This is a genomic window from Microcoleus sp. N9_B4, from assembly GCF_036701635.1.
Classification (GTDB): domain Bacteria; phylum Cyanobacteriota; class Cyanobacteriia; order Cyanobacteriales; family Microcoleaceae; genus Microcoleus.
In genome coordinates, this window is record NZ_JAUBRC010000005.1 from 174,459 (window position 1) to 197,541 (window position 23,083).

Annotated in this window: 21 protein-coding genes, 1 rRNA gene and 1 pseudogene; 12 read left to right on the plus strand and 11 right to left on the minus strand. The window is 44.3% G+C overall.

Translation table 11 applies throughout. From position 1 onward, the window contains the following. Positions 1-108: 108 nt before the first annotated feature. Positions 109-1,551: a Fe-S cluster assembly protein SufB gene (gene sufB, locus QUA43_RS05315; RefSeq protein WP_333371651.1), complete on the minus strand. Its 1,443-nt coding sequence runs from the start codon at positions 1,549-1,551 to the stop codon at positions 109-111. Between the two features lie 188 nt (positions 1,552-1,739). On the opposite strand from sufB, the gene sufR reads away from it, so the two are divergent. The 6 genes from sufR (at position 1,740) to QUA43_RS05345 (ending at position 4,857) form a co-directional block, all read left to right on the plus strand. Further along, entirely contained in the window at positions 1,740-2,444 is a 705-nt protein-coding gene (gene sufR / locus QUA43_RS05320) for an iron-sulfur cluster biosynthesis transcriptional regulator SufR (protein ID WP_333371653.1), read from the plus strand. 421 nt (positions 2,445-2,865) lie between these two features. After that, positions 2,866-3,273 (plus strand): hypothetical protein, encoded by a 408-nt coding sequence (locus tag QUA43_RS05325; RefSeq protein ID WP_333371655.1) that lies wholly within the window; start codon positions 2,866-2,868, stop codon positions 3,271-3,273. Between the two features lie 208 nt (positions 3,274-3,481). Then, positions 3,482-3,598 (plus strand): 5S ribosomal RNA (gene rrf, locus QUA43_RS05330). Between the two features lie 323 nt (positions 3,599-3,921). Then, entirely contained in the window at positions 3,922-4,176 is a 255-nt protein-coding gene (locus tag QUA43_RS05335; RefSeq protein WP_333371657.1) for a DUF4258 domain-containing protein, read from the plus strand. Positions 4,177-4,187: 11 nt separating this feature from the next. Beyond that, positions 4,188-4,406: a DUF2283 domain-containing protein gene (locus QUA43_RS05340; RefSeq protein WP_106332875.1), complete on the plus strand. Its 219-nt coding sequence runs from the start codon at positions 4,188-4,190 to the stop codon at positions 4,404-4,406. A 40-nt stretch (positions 4,407-4,446) separates the two neighbouring features. Further along, positions 4,447-4,857 carry a transcriptional regulator gene (locus QUA43_RS05345; RefSeq protein ID WP_333371658.1) on the plus strand — a complete coding sequence of 137 codons (411 nt, stop codon included), beginning with the start codon at positions 4,447-4,449 and terminating at the stop codon, positions 4,855-4,857. Between the two features lie 32 nt (positions 4,858-4,889). On the opposite strand, the gene QUA43_RS05350 is transcribed toward QUA43_RS05345, so the two are convergent. From QUA43_RS05350 to QUA43_RS05390, 8 genes and pseudogenes are all read right to left on the minus strand, one after another. After that, positions 4,890-5,309 carry a putative toxin-antitoxin system toxin component, PIN family gene (locus QUA43_RS05350; RefSeq protein ID WP_333257788.1) on the minus strand — a complete coding sequence of 140 codons (420 nt, stop codon included), beginning with the start codon at positions 5,307-5,309 and terminating at the stop codon, positions 4,890-4,892. Next, positions 5,302-5,550: a hypothetical protein gene (locus QUA43_RS05355; protein ID WP_333371660.1), complete on the minus strand. Its 249-nt coding sequence runs from the start codon at positions 5,548-5,550 to the stop codon at positions 5,302-5,304. The genes QUA43_RS05350 and QUA43_RS05355 overlap by 8 nt, the downstream gene beginning before the upstream one ends. A gap of 170 nt (positions 5,551-5,720) precedes the next feature. Beyond that, positions 5,721-6,401: a hypothetical protein gene (locus QUA43_RS05360; RefSeq protein ID WP_333371662.1), complete on the minus strand. Its 681-nt coding sequence runs from the start codon at positions 6,399-6,401 to the stop codon at positions 5,721-5,723. Between the two features lie 30 nt (positions 6,402-6,431). Beyond that, on the minus strand, positions 6,432-6,938 hold the full coding sequence (locus QUA43_RS05365) for a hypothetical protein (RefSeq protein WP_333371664.1): 507 nt from the start codon (positions 6,936-6,938) through the stop codon (positions 6,432-6,434). A gap of 1,141 nt (positions 6,939-8,079) precedes the next feature. Then, positions 8,080-8,251: pseudogene (locus QUA43_RS05375) on the minus strand (ISKra4 family transposase); the annotation flags it as partial. Between the two features lie 96 nt (positions 8,252-8,347). Next, on the minus strand, positions 8,348-9,025 hold the full coding sequence (locus tag QUA43_RS05380; RefSeq protein ID WP_333371668.1) for a DNA-binding response regulator: 678 nt from the start codon (positions 9,023-9,025) through the stop codon (positions 8,348-8,350). Positions 9,026-9,366: 341 nt separating this feature from the next. Continuing rightward, complete coding sequence (locus QUA43_RS05385) at positions 9,367-10,638, minus strand: FAD-dependent hydroxylase (protein WP_333371670.1); 1,272 nt, start codon at positions 10,636-10,638, stop codon at positions 9,367-9,369. 205 nt (positions 10,639-10,843) lie between these two features. Continuing rightward, positions 10,844-14,350, minus strand: coding sequence for a PAS domain S-box protein (locus tag QUA43_RS05390; RefSeq protein ID WP_333371672.1), 3,507 nt, complete (start codon positions 14,348-14,350; stop codon positions 10,844-10,846). 387 nt (positions 14,351-14,737) lie between these two features. On the opposite strand from QUA43_RS05390, the gene QUA43_RS05395 reads away from it, so the two are divergent. Then, the gene (locus QUA43_RS05395; protein ID WP_333371674.1) at positions 14,738-14,974 is read left to right on the plus strand and encodes a hypothetical protein; all 237 of its coding nucleotides are present in this window, start codon (positions 14,738-14,740) and stop codon (positions 14,972-14,974) included. Here QUA43_RS05395 and QUA43_RS05400 read toward each other — a convergent pair. Together QUA43_RS05400 and QUA43_RS05405 are read right to left on the minus strand one after the other, a co-directional pair. Then, positions 14,967-16,097, minus strand: a complete 1,131-nt coding sequence (locus tag QUA43_RS05400; protein WP_333371675.1) for a serine/threonine-protein kinase — start codon at positions 16,095-16,097, stop codon at positions 14,967-14,969. The genes QUA43_RS05395 and QUA43_RS05400 overlap by 8 nt on opposite strands. Positions 16,098-16,782: 685 nt before the next feature. After that, positions 16,783-17,451, minus strand: a complete 669-nt coding sequence (locus QUA43_RS05405) for a glycosyl hydrolase 108 family protein (protein WP_333084781.1) — start codon at positions 17,449-17,451, stop codon at positions 16,783-16,785. Between the two features lie 99 nt (positions 17,452-17,550). On the opposite strand from QUA43_RS05405, the gene QUA43_RS05410 reads away from it, so the two are divergent. The 5 genes from QUA43_RS05410 (at position 17,551) to QUA43_RS05430 (ending at position 23,027) form a co-directional block, all read left to right on the plus strand. Beyond that, positions 17,551-19,731 carry a tetratricopeptide repeat protein gene (locus tag QUA43_RS05410; RefSeq protein WP_333371678.1) on the plus strand — a complete coding sequence of 727 codons (2,181 nt, stop codon included), beginning with the start codon at positions 17,551-17,553 and terminating at the stop codon, positions 19,729-19,731. Between the two features lie 59 nt (positions 19,732-19,790). Beyond that, positions 19,791-20,387 carry a tRNA isopentenyl-2-thiomethyl-A-37 hydroxylase MiaE gene (locus QUA43_RS05415; RefSeq protein ID WP_333371680.1) on the plus strand — a complete coding sequence of 199 codons (597 nt, stop codon included), beginning with the start codon at positions 19,791-19,793 and terminating at the stop codon, positions 20,385-20,387. A 91-nt stretch (positions 20,388-20,478) separates the two neighbouring features. Then, positions 20,479-20,973: a GNAT family N-acetyltransferase gene (locus tag QUA43_RS05420; protein ID WP_333371683.1), complete on the plus strand. Its 495-nt coding sequence runs from the start codon at positions 20,479-20,481 to the stop codon at positions 20,971-20,973. A 22-nt stretch (positions 20,974-20,995) separates the two neighbouring features. Beyond that, positions 20,996-21,538 (plus strand): MAPEG family protein, encoded by a 543-nt coding sequence (locus tag QUA43_RS05425; protein WP_333371684.1) that lies wholly within the window; start codon positions 20,996-20,998, stop codon positions 21,536-21,538. Positions 21,539-21,614: 76 nt separating this feature from the next. Beyond that, the gene (locus QUA43_RS05430; RefSeq protein ID WP_333371686.1) at positions 21,615-23,027 is read left to right on the plus strand and encodes a cytochrome P450; all 1,413 of its coding nucleotides are present in this window, start codon (positions 21,615-21,617) and stop codon (positions 23,025-23,027) included. Positions 23,028-23,083 lie beyond the last annotated feature (56 nt).

The window sequence follows — 23,083 nt, forward strand, 5'->3', positions numbered from 1 at the left end:
GGGGATTTAGGGGGATCTAGACTCGAATAAAAGCGACATTTATTATGGGTTGCAATCTTAAGTTGTCGCCGATGGACTCGGCCGGGAAGGGTTTCTCGCCCACAAAAATTATCCGACACTTCCTTCGAGTTTCAGACTCAACAGCTTATCAGCTTCCGCCGCAAATTCCATCGGTAACTGATTGAAAACATCTTTACAGAAACCGCTAATCATCATCGAAATAGCATTTTCTGCGGAAATTCCCCGCTGTGCGAAGAAGAACAATTGCTCTTCCCCAATTTTAGAAGTAGAAGCTTCGTGTTCCACTTTAGCAGTGTGGTTCTGCACTTGAATATAAGGGAAAGTATTCGCTTGAGCGTTGTCGCCAATCAGCATGGAATCGCACTGAGAGTAATTGCGAGAGCCTTTAGCATTCGGCCCCATTTTCACCAAGCCGCGATAGCTGTTGGATGAATTTCCCGCAGAAATGCCCTTAGAAATAATCGTGCTGCGAGTGTTTTTACCGACGTGGATCATTTTGGTGCCGGTGTCAGCTTGCTGCTTGTTATTTGTCAGCGCTACCGAGTAGAATTCGCCCACCGAGTTGTCGCCGACTAACACGCAACTGGGATATTTCCAAGTAATCGCGGAACCGGTTTCTACTTGTGTCCAAGAAATCTTAGAATTGACTCCCTGACACAAACCCCGTTTCGTCACGAAGTTGTAAATGCCGCCTTTGCCGTTGGCGTCGCCAGCGTACCAGTTTTGCACTGTGGAGTATTTGATATCGGCATTGTCCATTGTTATCAATTCCACGACGGCGGCGTGCAGTTGATTGGTGTCAAACATGGGGGCGGTGCAGCCTTCTAGGTAAGACACAGAACTGTTTTCTTCTGCAACAATTAGGGTGCGCTCGAACTGGCCGGAATCTCCGTTGTTGATGCGGAAATAGGTTGACAATTCCATTGGGCATTTGACGCCTTTGGGAATGTAAACAAAGGAACCGTCGCTGAATACGGCGGAGTTGAGGGCTGCGAAAAAGTTATCGCCGACTGGTACGACGCTGCCGAGATATTTTTCTATTAGTTCGGGATAATCTTTGACTGCTTCTGAGATGGAACAGAAAATAACGCCATCTTTGGCTAACTTTTCTCTAAATGTTGTGGCAATTGAAACGCTGTCGAAAACGGCATCGACGGCAACATTTCCGAGCCGTTTTTGTTCGGATAGGGGAATGCCGAGTTTCTCGAAGGTTTCTAGCAGTGTCGGGTCTACTTCGTCCAAACTGTTGAGCTTTTTGGGTTTTTGTTTGGGGGCGGAATAGTAGATAATTTGTTGGTAGTCGATCGCGGGATAGTTGACGTGGGGCCAGGTGGGCTCGGTCATTGTCAGCCACTTCCGGTATGCTTTGAGGCGGAATTGCAGCATGAATTCCGGTTCGTTTTTCTTGGCGGAAATCAGGCGGACTACATCTTCGCTCAAGCCGCGGGGGATGGTGTCTGACTCGATGTCGGTGACGAAACCGTATTTGTAGGGCTGGTTGACTAAGGTTTTGACTGTGGTAGAACTCATTATTTTGCGTGTTCAGTGTTCTAGATAATGCTCTCTGGATGGCAGACGGGGCAATGCCTGTCTGGGCTTGAGCGAGTTCTGCTGGACTGCTCTGGGAAGTAAAACAACAATTTTGTTGCTTTACTATATTTTAAGCTACATTAACAATAGTGATATTGTCAAAGTCAAATTAATAATTTTTTGTGAAGATGATGGAGACTACTCAGCAGACTTCCACGAAACAAGACATCCTGCAATATTTGCTCAAGGGGGGGCAGGGGACGGCTCTTGAGTTGGCGGAGTCTTTGGATATCAGCCCGCAGGCGATTCGCCGTCACTTGAAGGATTTGGAAGCGGAGGGGCTGATTCAGTATCAGTCGGTTCAGGCTGGTATGGGGCGTCCTCAGCACATTTATGAGCTTACCAGTCAGGGGCGCGATCGATTCCCGAATCGTTACGGTGATTTTGCAGTCTCTTTCCTGGATACGTTGGCGGAAACTGTCGGCCGCGAGCAAGTGATTACTATCTTGCGAAAACAGTGGCAGCGCAAGGCGACGGAGTATCGGCGGCTGGTGGGTGCGGGTTCGCTGGAAGAGCGGGTGACTAAGCTAATGGAACTCCGCAGGGCTGAAGGTTATATGGCTGAGTGTTATCCTGTAGAATCTGTAGAGGTTGGGATCTGCGATCGCGCTGGTTTGGGCGATCGATTTGTGTTGATGGAACACAACTGCGCGATTTCTAATGTTGCTGAAACTTTTCCGAGTGTGTGTGGCAATGAGTTGGAAATGTTTGCGGGGGTGTTGCCGGACTGTACTGTGGAGCGGACTCACTGGATTATTAATGGGGAACACCGCTGCGGTTATTTGATTGCAAGAAGGAAGGAAGAAGGAAGAAGGAAGAAGGAAGAAGGATGAGGGAAGGTATTACACGGATTTTGACACGGATACACGGATGGGTATTTTTACTAATTACCAATTACCGACAGCACTACACGGATTTTGACACGGATACACGGATGGGTGTTTTTTGCTTTTACCGATTACCAACAGCACGACACGGATTTTGACACGGATACACGGATGGGTGTTTTTTGCTTTTACCGATTACCAACAGCACGACACGAATTTTGACACGGATACACGGATGGGTGTTTTTTGCTTTTACCAATTACCGACAGCACGACACGGATTTTGACACGGATACACGGATGGGTGTTTTTTGCTTTTACCAATTACCAACAGCACGACACGGATTTTGACACGGATACACGGATGGGTGTTTTTTGCTTTTACCGATTACCAATAACCAATAACAAATAACAAGTAACTAATTACTATGGAACCGCTAGCAGATTTTTTAAAGCCGGAAGAGTGCGCGGAAGTTGATATGGCGCTGCTGTCGTCGAAGGAAAAGTTTTCGGCGCGGCTGGCAATTTATGCTTTGAGGGTGCTCAAGCAAATTGCTGGGGAGACGGGTTTGCCGATGGCTGAGGTGACTAATGGGCAGGTGATGGATTGGATTAAGAATGATGAGAGTATTAAAGGGTCGATCGAACTTGATGCTAGTTTTGAAAACTTTTTTACGAATTTGGTAATTGCGTCTTTGCGGCCTTTGAGGCAAATTGCGACAGAATCTGAAAGCGCGATCGAGCAATTAACAGTTAAGCAGGTTGTGGCGTGGTTTGTGAAGGACGGGAAGATTCGCAGAGAACAGGGTGTCGAGGCGGCGTTTTTGGATTTGTGAGTTAAAGGTCGATCGGCAACACTGGCAAATAATACGTCAAACTCGGCTATTGGGGGCGGTTTCGGGCGATCGAAAAAAAGTTTTGACAAAGGGGTTGACAGACTAGGGAAAACTTGATAAGGTAATTAAGTCGAGCGAAAGAGATGCAGCGCATCAAGCTTAAGATTAAGCTAAACGCAGACACAGGATTAAAAGTTTTCAAAGCTTTCCTGGTGCTTATGATGTAATGGAACCACTCCGATCCATCCCGAACTCGGTTGTTAAACGTTGCTATGGCGAAGATACTCGGCGGGTCACTGCCCGGTAAAATAGCTCAGTGCCAGGTTAATAATAAATTAAAGCTCTTTTCCCGCAACAACGGAAAAGGGCTTTAGTTTTTTTGGGGAGTTGTTAGTCATTTGCTTTAGGCTTCGGCGGTTGAAACCGCTACTAAACAAACGAAGTCTGCCGACGCGGACTGAAGAATAAGAGGTTATTAAATCAGGATTTGGTATCCTCTCCTGCAAGCATCGCTCATGAACTAGCTCTTGCACAACCATCCGCGTTGGACTAAAGTTAGTTTATGGACTGAGTTTTTTAAGAGCATGGAAACTGTAAATATCCATGTAAATTAGGAATTTAAAATTTTCATTTATTGGACAAGAAAGAGTGAAACCTATTAGATTAACTAATCATGCCCAGGAACAAGCGATTGAAAGAGGTACCAATGAAGCCGAAATTATTGATACCATTATGACAGGTAATCGACAACTTGCTAAAAATGGTAGGTACAAATATCAAGCTACTTTTCAGTATAATAATGATTGGCAGGATAAATTCTATTCTCTCAAGAAAGTAATACCGATTGTTGCCGAGACTGATACTGAGTTAGTTGTGATCACAGTGTATACATTTTATTTTTGAGGTAAAAGTTTATGAAGATTAGTTATGATTCCGAAATTGATGCTCTCTATATTAGACTTGTAGAAGGTAAGCATCAGTGTCGCACTTTACAGTTAACTGACGAAATTGCTTTAAATATTGGGGAAAATGAGTTATTGGTAGGGATAGAAGTTTTAGATGCTACACAGGTTTTAGGTAGTGGAAATGTACCTAATGTAGTGCTAGAAAATATAGCTTTTACTGTAGCTTAAATAGGGAAATCAATCGCTACCTGTATCAAGATAAGTAAGGATGAGTGGAAAAATGATCCGTACTTTTGATGCAAAATCTTATACAGATTTACTTGTTCGGTATCAACCAAAACCGATCGCAAATGAAGCAGAAAACGAGGCCGCGATCGCTCTCGCTTGCGAACTCGAACACCGCCCTATGCGATCGCTGGAGGAAGAGCTATTTCTGGAGCTTTTGATAACGCTGATTGAAAAATTTGAAACTGAAAATTATCCGATTCCAACAGGAAATGCTGCTTTAATGTTGCAACATTTAATGGATGCGAGAGATTTGGAAAAATCCGATCTGATTCCTGTTTTGGGAACGGAAACAGAGGTTGATAAAGTTTTTGTTAGGGGAAGGGCGATCGAAATAGATGAAGCCAGGAAATTAGCTGATTTTTTCCAGGTGGATATGAGTTTTTTTCTTTAAGTGCGATCGGTAACTCGTATTCCAAATCAAAACTACTCAGGTTCGATCGTCTTCAAAAACTCGTCTGCTGTGATTACCACCACACCACGAAATGGGTGCAATACGAGCAAATCCCTGTCACCAGTGATGATATAGTTCGCTTCTCCATTTAATGCCAACTCCAAAACCTTGTCATCTTTTGGATCGCGACACTCTTGCACCTTCTCAATTATCTCTACTAGAACTGCCCTGTCCACCAAGGCTGCTAAAAATTCCTCCCTTTCTTCACTTGTGACATACCGATTAAATTTTTCGCGACCCAATACCTCATTCAATTCTTCTAGCAGTTCAAGTGATAGTAACACCTCTCCGTTTGCTAAAGCATATCGAAGGGCGCGATCGGGTTTACTGTTATCAAACAGAATCGCACTGATGATTGCATTTGTATCAAAAACGTAGCGCATCTTACTCATCAAAAAGAATTGAATCCAAAATTTCTGGGGTCAATCCTCGCGATTGAGCATTCCGACTCATCTCACTCATTACCTCCTCTAGGGGTCTTTTGCGTCGAATTGCATCACTAAGTTTCAGGCTAAGTAATGCCTCTAATTTACGACGCTGTTCTTCAGAAGCAGCCTCAAATATCTTAGCAACTTCAGCATTAACGCGAATTGCGATCGTTTTGGTTTGCATGATGGTTATGTGATGTTTCAATGACTGTTTTCAAATAAGCTAGAATTGCGGGGGACTCGAACCATATTTTAACACAATCACAACAAGCGATCGCCCCTAATTTTCACAGTCAAGAGTGGGCGATCGCATCTTTCCTAGTTTTCTAACGGCAAAGGTGAGCCGCGGCTAGTAACCTTTGCTCGCTCGAAATATTACTTGGGAACACAGGACCAACTATGCTTGCATTTGGGACAGCTTAAATTCAGTTGTCCTAAATTACTTGGAGCGCGTAGCTTTTGAGAACAATTTGGACAAGCAATAACTACTTTTATAGGTTGAGTTATTGGGCTATCTGAAAAAAGTTGCTCTAAAAGTTCATAGACTTCACTAAGGGAAATATGACCATTTTCTAACGATTGCACCAATCGATGAGCATCGTCAGGACTAATTAAATTATTGGTGACTGCTTCTTTCAGCACCAAATAAAATCTTGTCTTATCCTGCTCATCAAAGTTAGACCGTCTCTCTTTAGCTTCAACTTCTCTTAACTGTTCTTCATACTCATTCAATAACTGCTTGCGTTTACCTTCATGAAAGCCACCATCTTTGATGAATCTCGATACACCATATACAGTGGCTCCGCCAACTACAGCAGCACCCGCAACGAGGGCAGCAGGAGCAGCTACAAGCATACCAAGACCCGTTACGGCTGTGAAAATGGGTATGGAAGCGGTGGTTGACCCTAAAATTGCTGCTGCTGCTCCAGCTCCACCAGCGCCTAATGCAGTCACTCCAGCATCAGCAATAAGTCCCACTCCATCACTCGGATTATTCTTTAGTTCTTCAATTAGTTTGAGCAGTTGTTCTTTCGTCAATTCTTGCTTGTTAGACATTATTAAATTTCAGTAATTTCAGGTTGGAGATTAAGCAGTAATAACGTTACGAAATACAGTATTGAATACGTCGGCAAACAGAGAAAAGAAATGTTGAACAATTTCACCAACATCTTCACCCACGTTTGGAAATTGTTTGTCTAGTCTATGCCCAACCACTGCACCCATTACAGTAACAGTTATTCCCAATGCTGCTGCCACCGGAACTAAAACTTGCCCTAAAAATGGTATTGAAGTTATTAAACCTGCAATAGCAGCCCCAACTACAGCACCTATCCCAGCACCGACTACTAAAAATGGATGAGCCTTAACGAACTCAAGAATTTTTAGCAGCACAATTTTTCCAACAGCAAAAACTTTACCTCCAACCTTTTTTGTAAAGGTAATTAGCTCATGCAATCGACTGATAAATTCTTTGGGAAGCCCAAGCTCTTGAAGTTGCGCGTATACTTCACTACTTTTTATTGACTCAGCTTCTGCATTCCAAAGTGCAAGTTTTAAATTTGCTTGTCCTGGAGATAAATTTTGATTGTTCATCTGTAACTCCTGATACTGGCTGCTACATAACTTGTCCTACCTAATTGTAATAAAATTTCAGGATAAAGCCTCAGCGAAATTACGTAAACTTATACACGCTACAAATTTACGAGTGCGAGCACACCGCTCCGACTCGCAACTTCATAATGAAGCACTTCTGTCTGAAGAGACTCAGGGAGTTCTGCTAATTTTTCTAAAATGACTGGCTGTATCATGATTTCTTCTCGCGATCGCCCTATCTACTCCATTAAATCACCACAACCCAATGTCAGCAACAGAATAGCCCATTATCTAGCCCGATCGCCCCCGATCGCACTAACATCATCATCATTGTGCAACTTGCCGAAAATTACGCGATCGACTATTCTTCCTAATAGATATCATCCCAAATTCCTTGTATCTCTTAGTCTCGCGTTGCGCGGACTTCGTTATTGTCGGGGTCTCCATTCAGACACTCTTTTAGATACTTTATTTACTGAATAACCCAAAAAATCAGCGAGTTTAGATTGCGTTTTTCCGTCATTGAGCAGTAATAAAATCAAAATTATTTCTTTAATGTTTGCCTTTTCTTCCTCTTTTAAGGCTTTCTGTAGTTGATCTATTTGTTTGGGATTGAGATGGTTTTTGGCTGGTATTTTTGTATTTATTGACTAAACTAATCTTTTATTAGACCCTATTTAAAGGCACAACAGCTTAACTATCTCTAATCTTAAACAGCTTTGCCATAACTTCACAGTCTTAGTCACCCCAACTTCTCTCATAACTTGGCGTCCCTCTTGTTGAGTTTACCATAACTAGCGCGTAATTAGAATTTTTTTCCGGTTTGTCAAAATACCAGAAAAATTTTTCTGGGACTTTTTTGAAAGTAGCTTATAAGCTGTTATTTAGTGCTAAGCCTGCCAGCGCAAACTTTGAAAAAGCCAGGAGATAAACATGACACAACTAATTGATTACATTCAGACAGCTAAAGAATTTGCTGATGCTTATGGCATAGCACATTTAGATCGCCTGCTGACATTAGCTGGGAGCATCTCATCTTTGTAAAAACACTTCTTCTGACTCCTTCCTTCTGCCTCTTTCCTCCTGCCTCCTGTCTCCTGCCTCAAAACTCCAATTTCTAGCTTGGTTACAAAAGTGAGATGCTCCCAAAAAACCTACCTAGTTCTGGACCAACTTCTTCTAACATTTTCGCTTCGCAGTGATTTTTCTATACTTTCAAAACTTTTTAACTCGGTTGAATCTGTATTTCTGTAAAAAATTTCTGCTACCGCTTGTAAGTGGGATTTTAGCTGTTGTTGGTCTGATGGTGTCATTTTATTTGCCTTATATTTATTTGACGATTTTACTAGCTTTTTCATTTTATCTCTTTTTTGACACATTCGCCAAAGTGAGATGCACCCTATCAATTTCTACCCAATCCCGAACAAGTAATCGAAATTACCGTCTCCCACAGAGTTTTTAAGCGTATTGATAATTTTCCTTGTATTATCGTGAGGCCCTTCAATATAATAAGGTTTTCCATTGCGACCGAATTTCAAGCCAATTTCGCTGGTTGATTCTCCTAAATGAGCCTTCGACTCCTCGAAATCGCGATGCGGTTCAAAGCCTAATGTTTTGGCATAAGCGATCGCACCCCAAACCAGGGCTTGTGCTTGCTCTAAACTAATCTCCTCGTACTCTTGCATAAACTGCGAGTAAGAAAGCTGAACGAAATTTTTATATTGGCTATCGTTGCAGTTACGTGGCGGGATGACATCCTTGACTCCCAAACACCAGTAGTCGATCAAATAAGAGGCTGCAACAAAACGATTGTATCCCTTGGAACGGGTAACAACCACTAAACCCAAACCGCTCGCTTCAGAGGTTTCATTCCCCAACAATACCTTCGCAAAATTTACATCCACGAGACATTGAGCAACGGGCAATAACTCTCCTTTTTCGGCGCTAGCGAGGGCTGTTTGTTCTGCATGAGATTGAAGAAACGTACTGACCTCGGATGCTTTCAGTCCTAACTTTCGGGCAATTTGTTTGGGCGTTAATTGGCGATCGCGCAGGTTGAGAATTTCTTGTTCTTGTTCGGGTTGCATGGTTTTTTTATTGCCGTCAGGGCTGGGTTTGAGCTGAGTCGATCATTGTACCGCGTTTTTGCGACCAACTTCGTAACATTGCAAAGATTCAGGAAAAAACCCGGTTTCTTTGGTGGTATTGTACGATATTTTGTAGGGGCGGGTTCACCAACAATACATAACAATTACCAACCATCTATATAAACCCGCCCCCACACCACTGATCGCCTACATCAACCTGAAATTTGCATCACATCACCAAAACCGGATGATTGTTGGTTGGGTTGGGCGGGTTTTTTGAGATAGTTTGTTTGGGGCGATTATGGTTGGTGAACCCGCCCCTACAGGATGTATGAAAGAACCTAATTTTGCGCTAATTCAGGTGGCCGCCCCATCAAACCTGTCATCAAGCGCAAAGCTAAAAACCTCACTGGGGGAATTGTCCGCAAACACCACAATCCAAAGCGGCGAAATGCTACTATTGGCAGCCAAGTATTAGAAAATAATCTGTCTAGAAAATCGGTAAATCCTAACACGATTAAATTCTCTTTTTTGCGCCAGTTGTGATACCGTTTCAATACTCGCAAATCGCCGATGTCTTCGCCTTTTTGGTGCGCTTGCTGCAAGATTTGGGCGATCGCCCCAGCGTCTCGAATGCCCATATTTAATCCCTGGCCGCCGACGGGATGGCAGCAGTGGGCGGCGTCGCCAATTAGCGCTAATCTTGGCAAAACGTAGCGATCGCTCTGCATTAACTGCACCGGAAACAAAAAGCGATCGCTCTCCAATTCCAAACGCCCTAAAAGCCCGCCCGTGCGCTTTTCTAACAAAGTCAAAAACTCTTTTTCATCCATTTGTTGCACAGCTTTTGCTTCCGCGTGGGGTGCTGTCCAAACTACTTGACAACGGTTCCCCGGTAATGGTAAGACTCCCATCGGGCCGCTCGGCCAAAAGCGCTCAAAAGCGATATCATTGTGCGGTTTTTCTGCTTTAATAGTGATAGCAACGCAGGATTGCCAGTATTTCCAGCCGCGAGTGCTGATGTTGGCTTCGGTGCGGATGCGCGATCGCGAACCGTCGGCGGCGACTAATAATTTGCTGCGAATTGTCCGAGTTTCGCCGTGTTGTTTGACTTCTATTTCGGCGCAATGAGTTAAATATTTTACCTCGACAACTTCCGCCGGACAAACCCAACTAAAATTCGGGTTTTTTGCCAAAGATTCTTGCAAAGCTGACAGCATGACTCGGTGTTCGCCAACGTAACCTAAAGCTGTTTTTGGTACGGGCAATTTGCCAGTATTTCCCAAGTCGGGGCGGTGGAATTCGACAACACCGGGATAGTCGCCGTCGCAGAGGCTAATTTGCTCGAAAGTGGTGATTTGCGGCAAGATTTGTTGCCATACGCCTATGCCTTCTAAAATCATTCCTGATAGCAGGGTGATTGCGTAAGCTTGTTTTTTGGCTGCTGCGACTGCGGGGAGTTGGGTTTCAATTATTGCTATTTTTAAGCCGGAATCTTTTAAGGCGCTGGCTAAGGTGGCCCCGACTATGCCGCCTCCGACGATGGCTATGTCAAAGTCGAGTGTCTGTGTTTGCGTGGAGGCTGGTGTTGGAGAAAGTTGGTTTACAGGCATTTTCAAGGGAGGTTGTCAAAGTTAATTGGAATGTTACTTTTTTATTGTAAAGAATTATTTCGATTTAGGGCGATCGAGCGACGGAGACGGGAGATGGGGAGACGGGGAGATGGGGAGACGTTGAGAAATTGATGATTAATCACAACCATCAACCATCAACTGCCAACTGCCAACTGCCAACTGCCAACTGCCAACTGTCAACTGTCTAATGACTCATGACCATTTCCTTTGTATTTTCGGCAGGCAGCGCTGATACTTCCTGGCAAAGGGGAATCTCGATGACAAACTCTGCACCTTCGCCGGGGGCAGAAATACACTGCAATTTGCCTCGGTGTTTTTCAACTATAATCTGATAGCTGATTGACAGTCCCAAGCCTGTGCCTTTGCCGACGGGTTTAGTAGTAAAAAATGGATCGAACAACTTGCCAATAACTTCTTGATTGATTCCCATCCCGTTGTCGGCAATCCGAATTGTTACTGTGTCTGAATTCGCACTGGTGCTAATCCGAATTCGGTTGTGGCGAGAATATATTTCTTGTGAAGAATGAGTGCTGTTGTAGTCTTCGAGGGCGTCGATCGCATTTCCTAAAAGATTCATAAATACTTGATTTAGCTGACCTACATAGCACTCGACTTTTGGAAAATTGCCGTATTCTTTGATAATCTCAATAGCGGGGCGAAGTACATTAGCTTTGATTCGGTGCTGCAAAATTAGCAAAGTGCTTTCGATGCCTTCGTGAATGTCTACTCGCTTCATCTGCGATTCGTCGAGTCTGGAAAAGTTGCGTAAGGATACAACTAAGTCGCGGATGCGATCGGCTCCTACTTTCATTGATTCCAAAATCTTCGTAAAGTCTTCCATTAAGTAATCAACTTCAATATCTTCGGCTGCTTCTACAATTTCTGGGACGGGATTTGGGTATTTTTCCTGGTAAAGGTGGAGCAAACCGAGCAAATCTGTGGCGTATTGGGTGGCGTGGGTGATGTTGCCGTAAATGAAGTTAATCGGATTGTTAATTTCGTGGGCGACGCCGGCGACTAGCTGCCCGAGAGAAGAGATTTTTTCGGTTTGGATGAGTTGAGTTTGAGCTTGGTGCAACTCTTGGACAGCTTTTTCGAGCTGGGCTGCTTGCGATCGATACTGTCCCTCCGACTGCTTGAGTGCTTCCAAAACTTGGACTCGATCGCTAATATCTGTGTGAGTTCCCACCCACTCGCGAACGCTGCCGTCGGCTGCCAAAAGGGGGACGCCCCGCACCCAGAAGTGTCTGTAGCTGCCGTCTGCAGCTCGCAAGCGGTGCTCGACTTCGTAGAGACTTTTTGTTTCTATGGCGCGCTTCCAAGCTTGTATTGTGCGATCGCGGTCTTCTGGGTGTACTGCTTCTATCGAGTTGTCCTTCTCTTCCAAGCTGATGCCCGTATAAGCCATCCAATCAGGCTGAGGCCTGTCGAAGATTCCGCTAGCGTTGGTTGTCCAAACCATCTGTGCCGTGGCCATTGCCAGCGATCGGTATCTTTCCTCGCTCAAACGCACAAATTCTTCGGCTTGCCGGCTGGCTGTCACGTCGCGCAAAATTGCTGTGAATATGATTTCGCCTGCAACTTCGAGTTTGGAAATAGAAGCTTCGGCTGGAAATTCAGTACCGTCTCGGCGGCGGGCGAAAATTTCTTTGCGGTTGCCCATTTTTCGGGCTTGTTTAACGCCGCCGCCGAAATTGCTGACGAGGTGGCTGTGAGGGGCGACAAAAGCTTCGGGCAACAGCAGGCTCAGGGATTGCCCGATCGCCTCCGCTGCTGTCCACCCGAAAATCCTTTCTGCACCTTGGTTGAACAGGATAATTTTTTGGTCAGCATCCACGGAAATAATCGCGTCGTCGGCAATTTCTACAATGCCGGCGAAACGAGCTTGAGACAGTTGCAGGGCTTTTTCAGCGTGTTTGCGATCGCTGATGTCGCGGGCGATCGTCGAAATGTATGCGAGTTTGCCGTCCGGTGCGGAGTGGGAGATGATAACTTGGCTGATGGGAATTTCGAGTCCCGATGCTGACACAAAGGCTGTTTCTCCACTCCAAACGCCCCCGGAAACAGCGGTGGCGATCGCTTGTTTCAAAGTGCTGCGGGCTGACGCTGCCGTGAATTCTGCAACTTGTCGGTTGGATATATCTTCGTTTTCGCCTATACCCACCATTTTTCTGCCTGCTTTGTTGATGTAAATGGGGCGTCCTTCGAGGTTGCAGATACCTACAAAATCGGGGGTTGCTTCCAGAATTGCTGCCAGACTTCTGTTGGCGATTTCGGCTTGTTTGCTCTCAGTAATATCCCGCGCGATGCTAACTATACCGATGATATTTCCTAGCCCGTCCCGATAAGCGCTTTTTGTAGAAAGAAATGTCCTCAAATTACCTTGGACTGTTAGTTCTTCTTCGATCGCTTGCGTGTGGCCGGCTGTCATAATTGGGCGATCTGTTTTCCTAATATTGCCCGCAATTTCCGGCGGAAATAACTCGCTGTCATCTCTGCCGATAATGTCGTCTACAGACTTGCCAATTATACTGGCTCCCGCAGCATTAAGCATTAGGTAACGGCCCTGAATATCTTTGACAAATAGGGCTGCCGACGTACTGTTGATGACTGCCATCAAAAGGTTGTAGTTTTTTTGAAGGGCCTGCTTTGTTGTTTGAGAGTCGAAAATTTGCTGCTGCAATTGCTCGTTGGCGGTTTGCAGTTGGAGAGTCCGTTTCTCAACTTGATTTTCTAAGTCTAATTTAGCTTTCCTCAGTCCCAGTTCCGCTCGATAGCGCTTCCGGTCGGCGGTGCAGAGAGTTTTGGCATTCTGCCAAATCAGAACTGTAAAAATAATCACGTTCAATACGCTTAACAGCGATATCCCTACCTCTGGCGTGTAGGCTTGTAACCGATCTCCCAATAGGATGAAATAACCGACTAAAGGCGGGATAATGATTGCCCGTGGCAACAAGCGCCTCGCCATGATGCCACCGGCGTGATCGCTCGTCATTACTGCTATCAATCCTCGCTCTGGACTGGCAAATAAAATGCCAAAGCTCAGCAACATAAATGCTGCGGAGGTGTGCAAAGCCATCCCTGTATTATTGCCAATTTGGTAAAATAAAGCTTTGTCGTAGAAATAGCCTATCAAACCCGTAAATGCAATTAACAATGCTGAACAGCTTAAGATTTGAATCCGCAGGTATTTAGGCCGACGTTCTGACAGCAGCAGCAGCGCTGTTCCCAGCAATAAAAAAGCAGCAGCAGTATTCGGTGCCATTCGTCCTGGTGTTCCGGGGATTGTCAAGGTGTAACTTTCTTCAAATAGCAGTTGGTCGATGCCTAAGTCTAAATTAAAGCTATATTGAACTAGGGTTAATAGGCTAATTAATATAATTAAAAATGAGGCTCCCAAAATTAAATTTGTGTATTTCTTTTGAGACTTTCTTGCTGTTAATTTGGCGCGCCGGAGCTGTTGGATGAATAGAGAAAACCCGCCCAAAATAAAGCAGACCGCAGTATTGGCTTTCATGGTAACGAGTCCGGGCAGAATGCTTTTTAAGAGTTGCAGATCGAATATCCAACCCAAAATGACTGTAAAGCCGATCGCCATTACTGCAATACTCGCTTTTTTGGAAAAAGACTCGACAGCAGCCATTCGGGTTGAGGGCGTTTGCCGCTGTTGCGATCGTTCAAAAACTTCCAATTTCTCGCTCCCTCTAATTATTTGGTTTCTACGTATTTAAGGTAACAATACATACTCTAGTAATATTGTTGCCTAATATACAAAGCTGCTTAAGATTTTCTCAAAGCTGCTAATCATAAAATATGGATTATTTTATCTAACTTTAGAGAGATCGTCAAATGAATGTTGAAGGCTCTTATGTAGAAGGCATTCGGCAGAATTGACTAATTTTTTTATGTGTAAATTTTAATAAAAAATTCCTTGTTCCTTGTTCGTTGTCCCTTCGATTTCGGAAATTAGCGGCCGATTCATCGGCAAGACGGAGTGTTTTTACTCGGTACATGGAGGGATAATGGTAGCGGATGAATCACTCTGCAACAAGATCACTCGCATTGTAAACCGGCTGCTGTGGCCGTGGGAAATGCGATCGGCAGAACAGATAAGACTCGGCGGTTGAAACCGCTACTACACAAACTTTCGTCCCAGCAGAGAGGGACTAAAGAGGGGATATTAAAGTCGGATTTGGTAACAGTCAACAGTCAACTGACAACAGTCAACAGTCAACAGTCAACTGACAACAGTCAACTGACAACAGTCAACAGTCAACAGTCAACTGACAACAGTCAACTGACAACAGTCAACTAACTCCCAAATTTTGAAGTGCTTGCAAAGCTTCGGTTGCTGAGGGGTAACGCTTGGGGAAAGCGTACAGCACCATCTGGTCTAAAACGCGAGCCAACTCCGGGGTGAGAGTTGCATTTTTCTGCCAGATGAGATTCCCTAAATTATCAACTCTGAGTTGTTTCGGGCGCATCCCTGTCAAGGCTTGAATCCCGATAATCCCGACAGCATAGATGTCGCTGCAAAATTTCGGTGAACCGATGGCTTGTTCGGGGGGAATATAATCTTGCTGAGTACCGCCGCACGATTTCGTTTGACCGATGCTGTTTTGTGAAGTGTTGATTTCTTTAACGGCCCCAAAGTCAATTAATACAATTTTGCCATCTGATGTGCGCCTGATTAAGTTTTGAGGGTGAACGTCACGGTGAATTACATCTTGTTTGTGAACAAAAACAAGCACTTCCAAGATATCTTTCAACAAGGCGATAACCTGATGTTCTTCCCAGGGTTGACCTTCGATTAGTTCTTGATACAAGGGTTGCCCTTCGATGAATTGATAGACTAAATAAAAATATCCATCTTCTTCAAAGCGAGCTAACAATTCTGGTATTCGATCGTGTTGGCCCAATCGATATAAAACCCGCGTTTCTCGATCGAATAACTGGCTGGTTTTCTCAGACTGGCTTTTCAGGCGCTTGACGAGGCACAAAGGGCGATCGGGCAAATTTTCATCTTCAGCCAGATAGGTATCGCTGTACTCCGTATTCACCAAATGTTCTCTGATTCGGTAACGCATCCGCAGCAGCTTTTGCAACATGGGATCGACAGAATTAGCTGGTTGTGTGCCTTTTTGTACAGCTCTCATGATGCAGTCCCAAAGATTTGCTCCGACGACTCTTTCTTCTTGTCCAATAATTTCTGCTTGCTTCAGTACCTTGGTGAGATATTTCCACAAGTTATAGCCAACATACCGCCCCAGGTAGCCCACTGTGTACCCGCGGGCGATCGGATCGTTTTGCTGAATTTCTTTGTACGTCAAACCCCCTACAACACCTCGAATTATCGACTGTTGCAACCGACTCAGGTGTTTTTCCGTTTGTTCGTATACCAGATTGTCCAAAAAAATTATTGCTTCTTCTACCGTCATAGTTTTATGGCTTAAGTTAGTCGTGCAGCAGCAACACATTTGGTTTTTCTATTTCTGTTATAGACGGTTGGGTTGAAATTTACTAGGTTTTTTGAGTGGTGAAATATATCTTGATAAATATGACTTTTATGAATCAAGATTGTGAATTATATGAAATTAATTTACTTGACAAATGGTTGATGTGTTAAGTTGAATAGACTGATTTTTATACGAGAGGATCTTAGAGATATAGCAATCCTCGCATCATTTGTGAATTTCTTACTTTCTCCCCGCGGGTTCGGGGAGAGTTGTGGGGCAAAAAATTTACCGAAGAAGAATTCAGAATTCAGGAGCCAGAATCCAGAAGGAATTCTGTGCGACAGAATGGAGAATCAAGGTTTAAAGCCCCCGATTTTAATCGCGGATCGCAAAAAATTCTTTCCGTGGCCGTTACCCCTGACTTGGGGCATGGGGTATTCTGAATTCTGAATTCTGAATTGTGTCTTCTGACTCCTTCTCATGACTCCTGCAAGGATTGCTATACAAGGGTTATTTAAGCCGACACGATAAGCTGTTGTGCATGGAGATGGGAATTTTCGGGCTGGCGCTCCTGCCCACCAGACAATAGTTTAAAGAAACAAGATAGTAAAAATTAGATTCGCGCCTGCTTATTAACAGTTAACTGTTAGCCGTTAACTGTTAACTGTTAATTCTTAATCTTGTTCACATACCCCCACAAACTGTAATCGCGACTCAGCCAACCCCGGAAAAAAGCCATCTGAGTCGGATCTTCTTGCACCCTTTTGTAGCGGTAAATAATTCGTTCATTAATCATTTGCAGCGCGGTATTTCTGTTATTTGCCCCTTTCAGCGCTTCCTTGGTGCGCGGGTCAAAAACTCCCGTTTGCGGCAATCCTAATGCTTGCTGAAGAAAGGTAATTGAGTTATTAATACCGAAATTAACGGCGGTGTCAAACATGACGATCGCCAAAGCCGGCTGCATCGTGCCGGAGAGGCTCGAATCCCAGTAATATTTATAAATTTCTAGGAGCTCTGCTTCCGACATCTGCGTCACGTCGAGGGGCGGAAGCCCACGACTGTAGCGGTAGGCGTTGTATTCCGTTTGCAAGACGCCCCGATAAGTTCTGCCGCCCTTATCGGCTGGGTGATTGCTGAATCCGCCCTCAAAATATAGGGTGAAATAAAGAGCAGTTTGAAATAATTTTTGCCGAAAGCTGGCTGTCTGCTGCTGCTGTGCGAAAGTCTTTTGGGCAAAGGGTAAGGGGATTGCTAAGGTTAACAAGAGTATCCCCAGCAGAAGGTTTGGTTTCCACTTGATGTTATGTTGGCGCTGTGTCGCTTGCTTGTCGCTCATAAATTCTCTGTGACGATCGCCCGTAGTTCCGCTAAAACTGCTACTCTGCAAAATAATATAGATTCAACCTTTAACTTGATAGCACAGATAGGCCGCAAAATGAATTCCGATTTTCGCAACCAATCCGAAACACCCCAATTTGAAGATGCTGCATCGCTGACAGTGGTTGCAGAAACCTATTACTCTCAAGGCAATTTAGCAGCAGCCGTCGCTGCTTGTCGCCGAGCTCTGGAATTGCAACCGGATTGGGCGGCGGCTTACGTGACAATGGGCAATGTGCAGCAAGCAAGCGGCCAAATTGAGGAAGCGATGCGGTTTTATTCCGAGGCGATCGCTCTGAATCCCGATTTTGCTGAGGCTTATGCTAATTTGGGCAGTATGCTCTACAAACAAGGGCATTTGGTGGAGGCGGTTGTCAATTACGAAAAGGCGATCGAACTTAAACCAAATTTGGCTGCTGCTTACTGGAATTTGGCAGGGGCACTGAAGCAGCAGGGGCAGCAGGATGCAGCGGTAGCATACGAGCAAAAAGCTCTCGAACTTAATCCCCACCTTGCTCAGGTAGATTTTCACTTAAATTTAGGAGATACATTAGCGCAGCAAGGGAAGTTAGATGAGGCGGTGGCTGCATGGCAGCAGGCGATCGCATTTAAACCCGATTTAGCCGAAGCATACTGTCAAATTGGTCGAGTTTTGCGCCACCAGGGTCAATTTAAAGAAGCAATACCCAACCTTCAAAAAGCTCTAGAAATTAAACCCGATTTTATTTCTGCCCACCAACATTTGTGCGGCATCCTCAGAGATACTAGCAATTTAGCTGCCGCGCGGCAAGCCGTGCACCACTACAGCCAAATGTGTGCCGAAACCGATCCAATTATGACCGCGATTTACTTCATCAGCACCTATCAAGTGTCGGGATTAAATCAAATTGCGGGCGATCGATTTTTAGAGCTAGAGTCCTACTTGCAGCAAAACTTAGAAACCGCTAGCCCGGTGGAAATTAAATCGCTTTATGCAAACTTGTTATTCAGCACACCGTATTTGCGAGATGACTTGGCAGCCAACTCAAAACTTTACAGATTAATTGCCCAAAAGTATATCGACCAATGTATTAAACCTAATTTTTCTCAACCTGCAAATTACAGTTTCAAACCAAGTGCCCCATCCAGCCAGTTAAAAATCGGCTTTTTGTCCAATCACTTTAGCCGCCATTCTGTAGGTTGGTGCAGCGCTGACATCATTCGCGAATTGTCCGACATCACACCCCATGTGTATTTGTACGCTTCCGAAAGAATTATTCCTGACGATCGCACTAAGCAATTTGAAAGTTTTGGCAAAATGACTTTTCCGACCACCTACCCGAACGGACTTGCCAATTCTGCCGAAATTATCGACCAAATTCAGCAAGATGAATTGGACGTTTTAGTTGATTTAGATTCTCTCAGCGTACCAGTTCACGCTGACATTCTCTACCAAAAACCCGCACCAGTTTGTGTTTCTTGGCTGGGATTTGACGCCCCTTACATATCCCCGAAAAATTACTTTCTTACAGACTGGCACTCGCACCCCGCTGACAGAGAAAAATATTATGACGAGCAGCTAATTAGGATGCCTGATTCCTTTGTAGCGGTGTCCGGTTTTCAGAGATATGGAGTCGATCCAGTTGCATTGAGAAGATCGAATCGGATCGGTTTGGATCAGATAGTTTACCTGTGCGTGGCACCCGGCAGAAAATTCAATTACGAGTTGGTAAAAGCCCAAATTGCGATTCTCAAACAAGTGCCAAACAGTATTTTAATTCACAAAGCTTTAGGCGATGCTGCGGTGTTTGAGGCTGCTTATCACCAAGCTTGCGAAGCAGAAAAAGTGAGCAAGCACCGCATTAAGTTTTTGCCAAGGTTTGCTACTGAGGAAGAACACAGAACTATCTATTTGCTGGCAGATGTGTTGTTAGATTGTTATCCTTACAACGGAGGAACTCACACTTTAGAGGCTTTGTGGTTTAATTTGCCAGTGGTGACTCGCACAGGAGAGCAGTTTTTGTCGAGAATGGGTTATTCGTTTTTGCAGGCTTTGGGAATTGAAGCTGGTGTGGCTTTGTCTTGGTCGGAATATGTGGAAGTGGGTGTAAAATTGGGCAAAGAGCGTGAATTGAGAAATGCAATTAAAGCACAGTTGGTGAAATCTAAAGATCCAGCCAATTTGTCGCCGCTGTGGAATCCGAAAAAGTTTGCTGGTGATATGTATGCGGTGTTTGAAAAATTGTGTAAAATAGGATAAATGCTGGCTAGTGACTGCTGACTAATGACTGATAACTGATGACTAATGACTGATGACTAATGACTTCAACAATACCAACTATTAAGTTTTTAAAACAACCGAGTTCTGAAGCTTGGATAGAACAGGCGATCGCCCATTTGGATACAATCTTATTAGACCATTCTCACTGCGAGCGGAAAGCGGCGGGAGTAGCGTTAAATTTAATGTTTCGCTACCCAGCCAGGGAAAAATTGGTGAGGATGCTAACGGCGATCGCCCGCGAAGAATTAGAGCATTTCGAGCAAGTCAACCAGCGTTTAGAACAGCGCGGCATTGCTTTAGGCCCTTTGGCCGCACCTCCCTATGGTGCCGGTTTGTCCGGCCAAATTCGCAAGCAAGAACCGGAGAGACTTTTGGATTCTTTGTTGGTTTCTGGTTTGATAGAAGCGCGCAGTCACGAACGGTTGGGGCTGCTGGGCGATCGCTGTCCCGACGCGGAATTAGCTAAGTTTTATCGCAGTTTGATGGCTTCGGAAGCGCGCCATTACGGTGTATATTGGATTTTGGCAACAACTTATTTCGATCGGGATATGGTGATGCAGAGGTTGGAGGAATTATCCTTAGTAGAGAGCGAGTTGCTGGCAAGTCTTCATCCCGAACCGAGAATTCACAGTTAAAATCTAGGTGCATTTAAAGACTGTAAAATACAAAAAATCACTAATTTTACAGTTGCTAAAGTCAAAAAATAAATATACGTTGCAACAACTAATGAAAACCCAACATCTGGATTTTTTAATTCGTTCCTGGGAAACGCGCGATCGCGCTGAGGCGTTCTATTTAATTAGGGATGTTTTAGCAGAGTACGGTTTAAAATGCGAACCTCACGGGGCAGATCGAGATGTCTATGATGTAGAACTTCATTATCATAATCAAGGCGGCGAATTTTGGGTAGTTGAACGGCAGGATAAAATAGTGGGTACGGCGGCTTACTATCCGATTGAGCGCGGTAAGAATGCTGTGGAAATTCGCAAAATGTATATTTTGCCAGCAGCAAGAGGACAAGGTTTGGGGAAATTTTTACTGCAAGAATTGGAAACTAAAATTATCGCTCGCGGCTTTGAGGAAATTTGGATAGAAACTGCTAGCATTCTCAAGGAAGCTGTTAAACTGTACGAAAATAGCGGATATCTACCGACAACGGGTGTGGAGACGCCAAGGTGCGATCGGGTTTACGTAAAATATCTAGGTATAAAAAATCTATAATAAGGTTGGGTTTCTGTAAACAATGATTAATTTACTCAGTTTCAATCCACAACAGCAAAGAGTTGTTTGGCGAGGCCTTTCTGCCTTAATCTTCTGCTTTACTTTTGTACTGATTGGTTATTTTTTGATAGCGCTGCCCCTACCCCTATTAAATACCCCAGAGTCGCGCCTAATTTTCACCCTTCGCTGCCAAATCTTTCCGGTACTGATGTTATTTGCCGGCATAGTTGCAGTTGGTAATGGTAGATTTAGCAGTCCAGCCATCAACCCTTTAGCGAATGCCGAATCAGAAGCAATGCGGATTAATGTGCGTTATCTGAGCAACACTCTAGAGCAATTTGTGCTGTTTTTTGTAGGCAGTTTAATCCTTTCTACTTTTTTAGATACTTACAGCATCAAGCTGATTCCAATTTTGGCAACTTTGTTTGTTTTGGGAAGAATAGCGTTTTGGATAGGCTATCTCAAAGAGCCGATAGAAAGAGCTTTTGGCCTGGGAGTTACTCTGTATCCTACTACTGCCGTACTAATTTATGATGCCTACCGCGTAGTATTTTTCAATAGCTGAGGGATTTGAGAGTTTTTTGAAATAAGACTTATGCTTTCATTAGTCCTGTGAAACCCTAAAACTAGGAGAAAAACAAATGACTATCCCCACAGAAAACTCTCACTCTCAAAATCATGCTACCAACAAATTGCTAGACGGCCCTCAAGACGCTAGATTTGTTCAGACAGTGCGGGGAATTTTAAATCCTCTGTATTATTTAGATAGTAATTATCAACGCTACGGCGACCTTTTTACCAGCAAATTCAGCAACTTTCCGCCGCAAGTAATTATTAGCAATCCTCAAGCTATTCAAGAAATTTTTACATCCGATTCCCAACTCTTTGAATCCGGTACGGGAAACCAGATAGCGCTACCTTTAGTAGGCTCCAATTCGTTATTTTTATTAGATGGCGATCGACATTTGCAGCAGCGCAAACTTTTAATGCCACCTTTTCATGGTGAACGCATGAAAGCTTACGGACAAATCATCCGCAATACCACCGAAAAAGTAATTAAGAATTGGACTCCTGGTAACTCGGTAATCGCGCAATCAACTATGCAGGAAATTTCCTTGGAAGTAATTTTGCACGCGGTTTTCGGGCTGAGCGAAGGAGAACGCTACCAGCAAATCCAGCAACTTATTGTTAAAATGTTAAATTTTTTTAGCAATCCCTTAAGCGCTACCTTTCTGTTTATCAATTCGTTGCAAAAAGATTTAGGTGCTTGGAGTCCTTGGGGAGGATTTATGCAAAAAAGACAGCGTTTAGATGAACTGCTTTATCAAGAAATTCGCGATTCCCTGCGGGATAGCTTCGCTTCACGCAAAACTCAGTCTGAACCATTGGGAGAAGACATCCTGAGCTTGTTAATTTCAGCTAGTGACGAAGCAGGACAGCCGATGAGCGACGTTGAATTGCGGGATGAATTAATGACAATGTTATTCGCAGGACACGAAACTACATCCACAGCTTTAGCCTGGGCTTTGTATTGGATTCACTACATCCCAGAAGTCCGTGAAAAACTGCTCCAAGAACTCAATTCTATTGATGTCGAAAATTGCGATCCGGCGGAAATAACTAAACTCCCGTATTTGAATGCTGTATGTTGCGAAACGCTGCGGATTTATCCGATCCTATTTTTTACATTTCCGCGCCTTCTGCAAGCTCCAATGCAGTTAATGGGTTATAATATTCCCAAAGGAATGATACTTTCTCTCTGTATTTATTTGGTTCACCATCGTTCTGATATTTACCCGGAACCTAAGCGCTTTAAACCAGAACGTTTTCTCGAACGTCAATTTTCGCCTTACGAATATTTGCCGTTTGGGGGAGGGAACCGCCGCTGTATTGGGGCGGCATTTGCCATGTTTGAAATGAAATTAGTATTGGCGAAAGTGCTGTCACGATATTCTTTAGAACTTGCAGAAAATCGTCCGGTTTTGCCAGTACGCCGGGGTTTGACAATGGCACCCGCTGGTGGTGTGCGTCTGGTGGTAAAGGGCCGGATTTGAATCCTATCAAATCCGGTGGATCGAGCGGAGATGATATGATACCAATGCAATGGGTT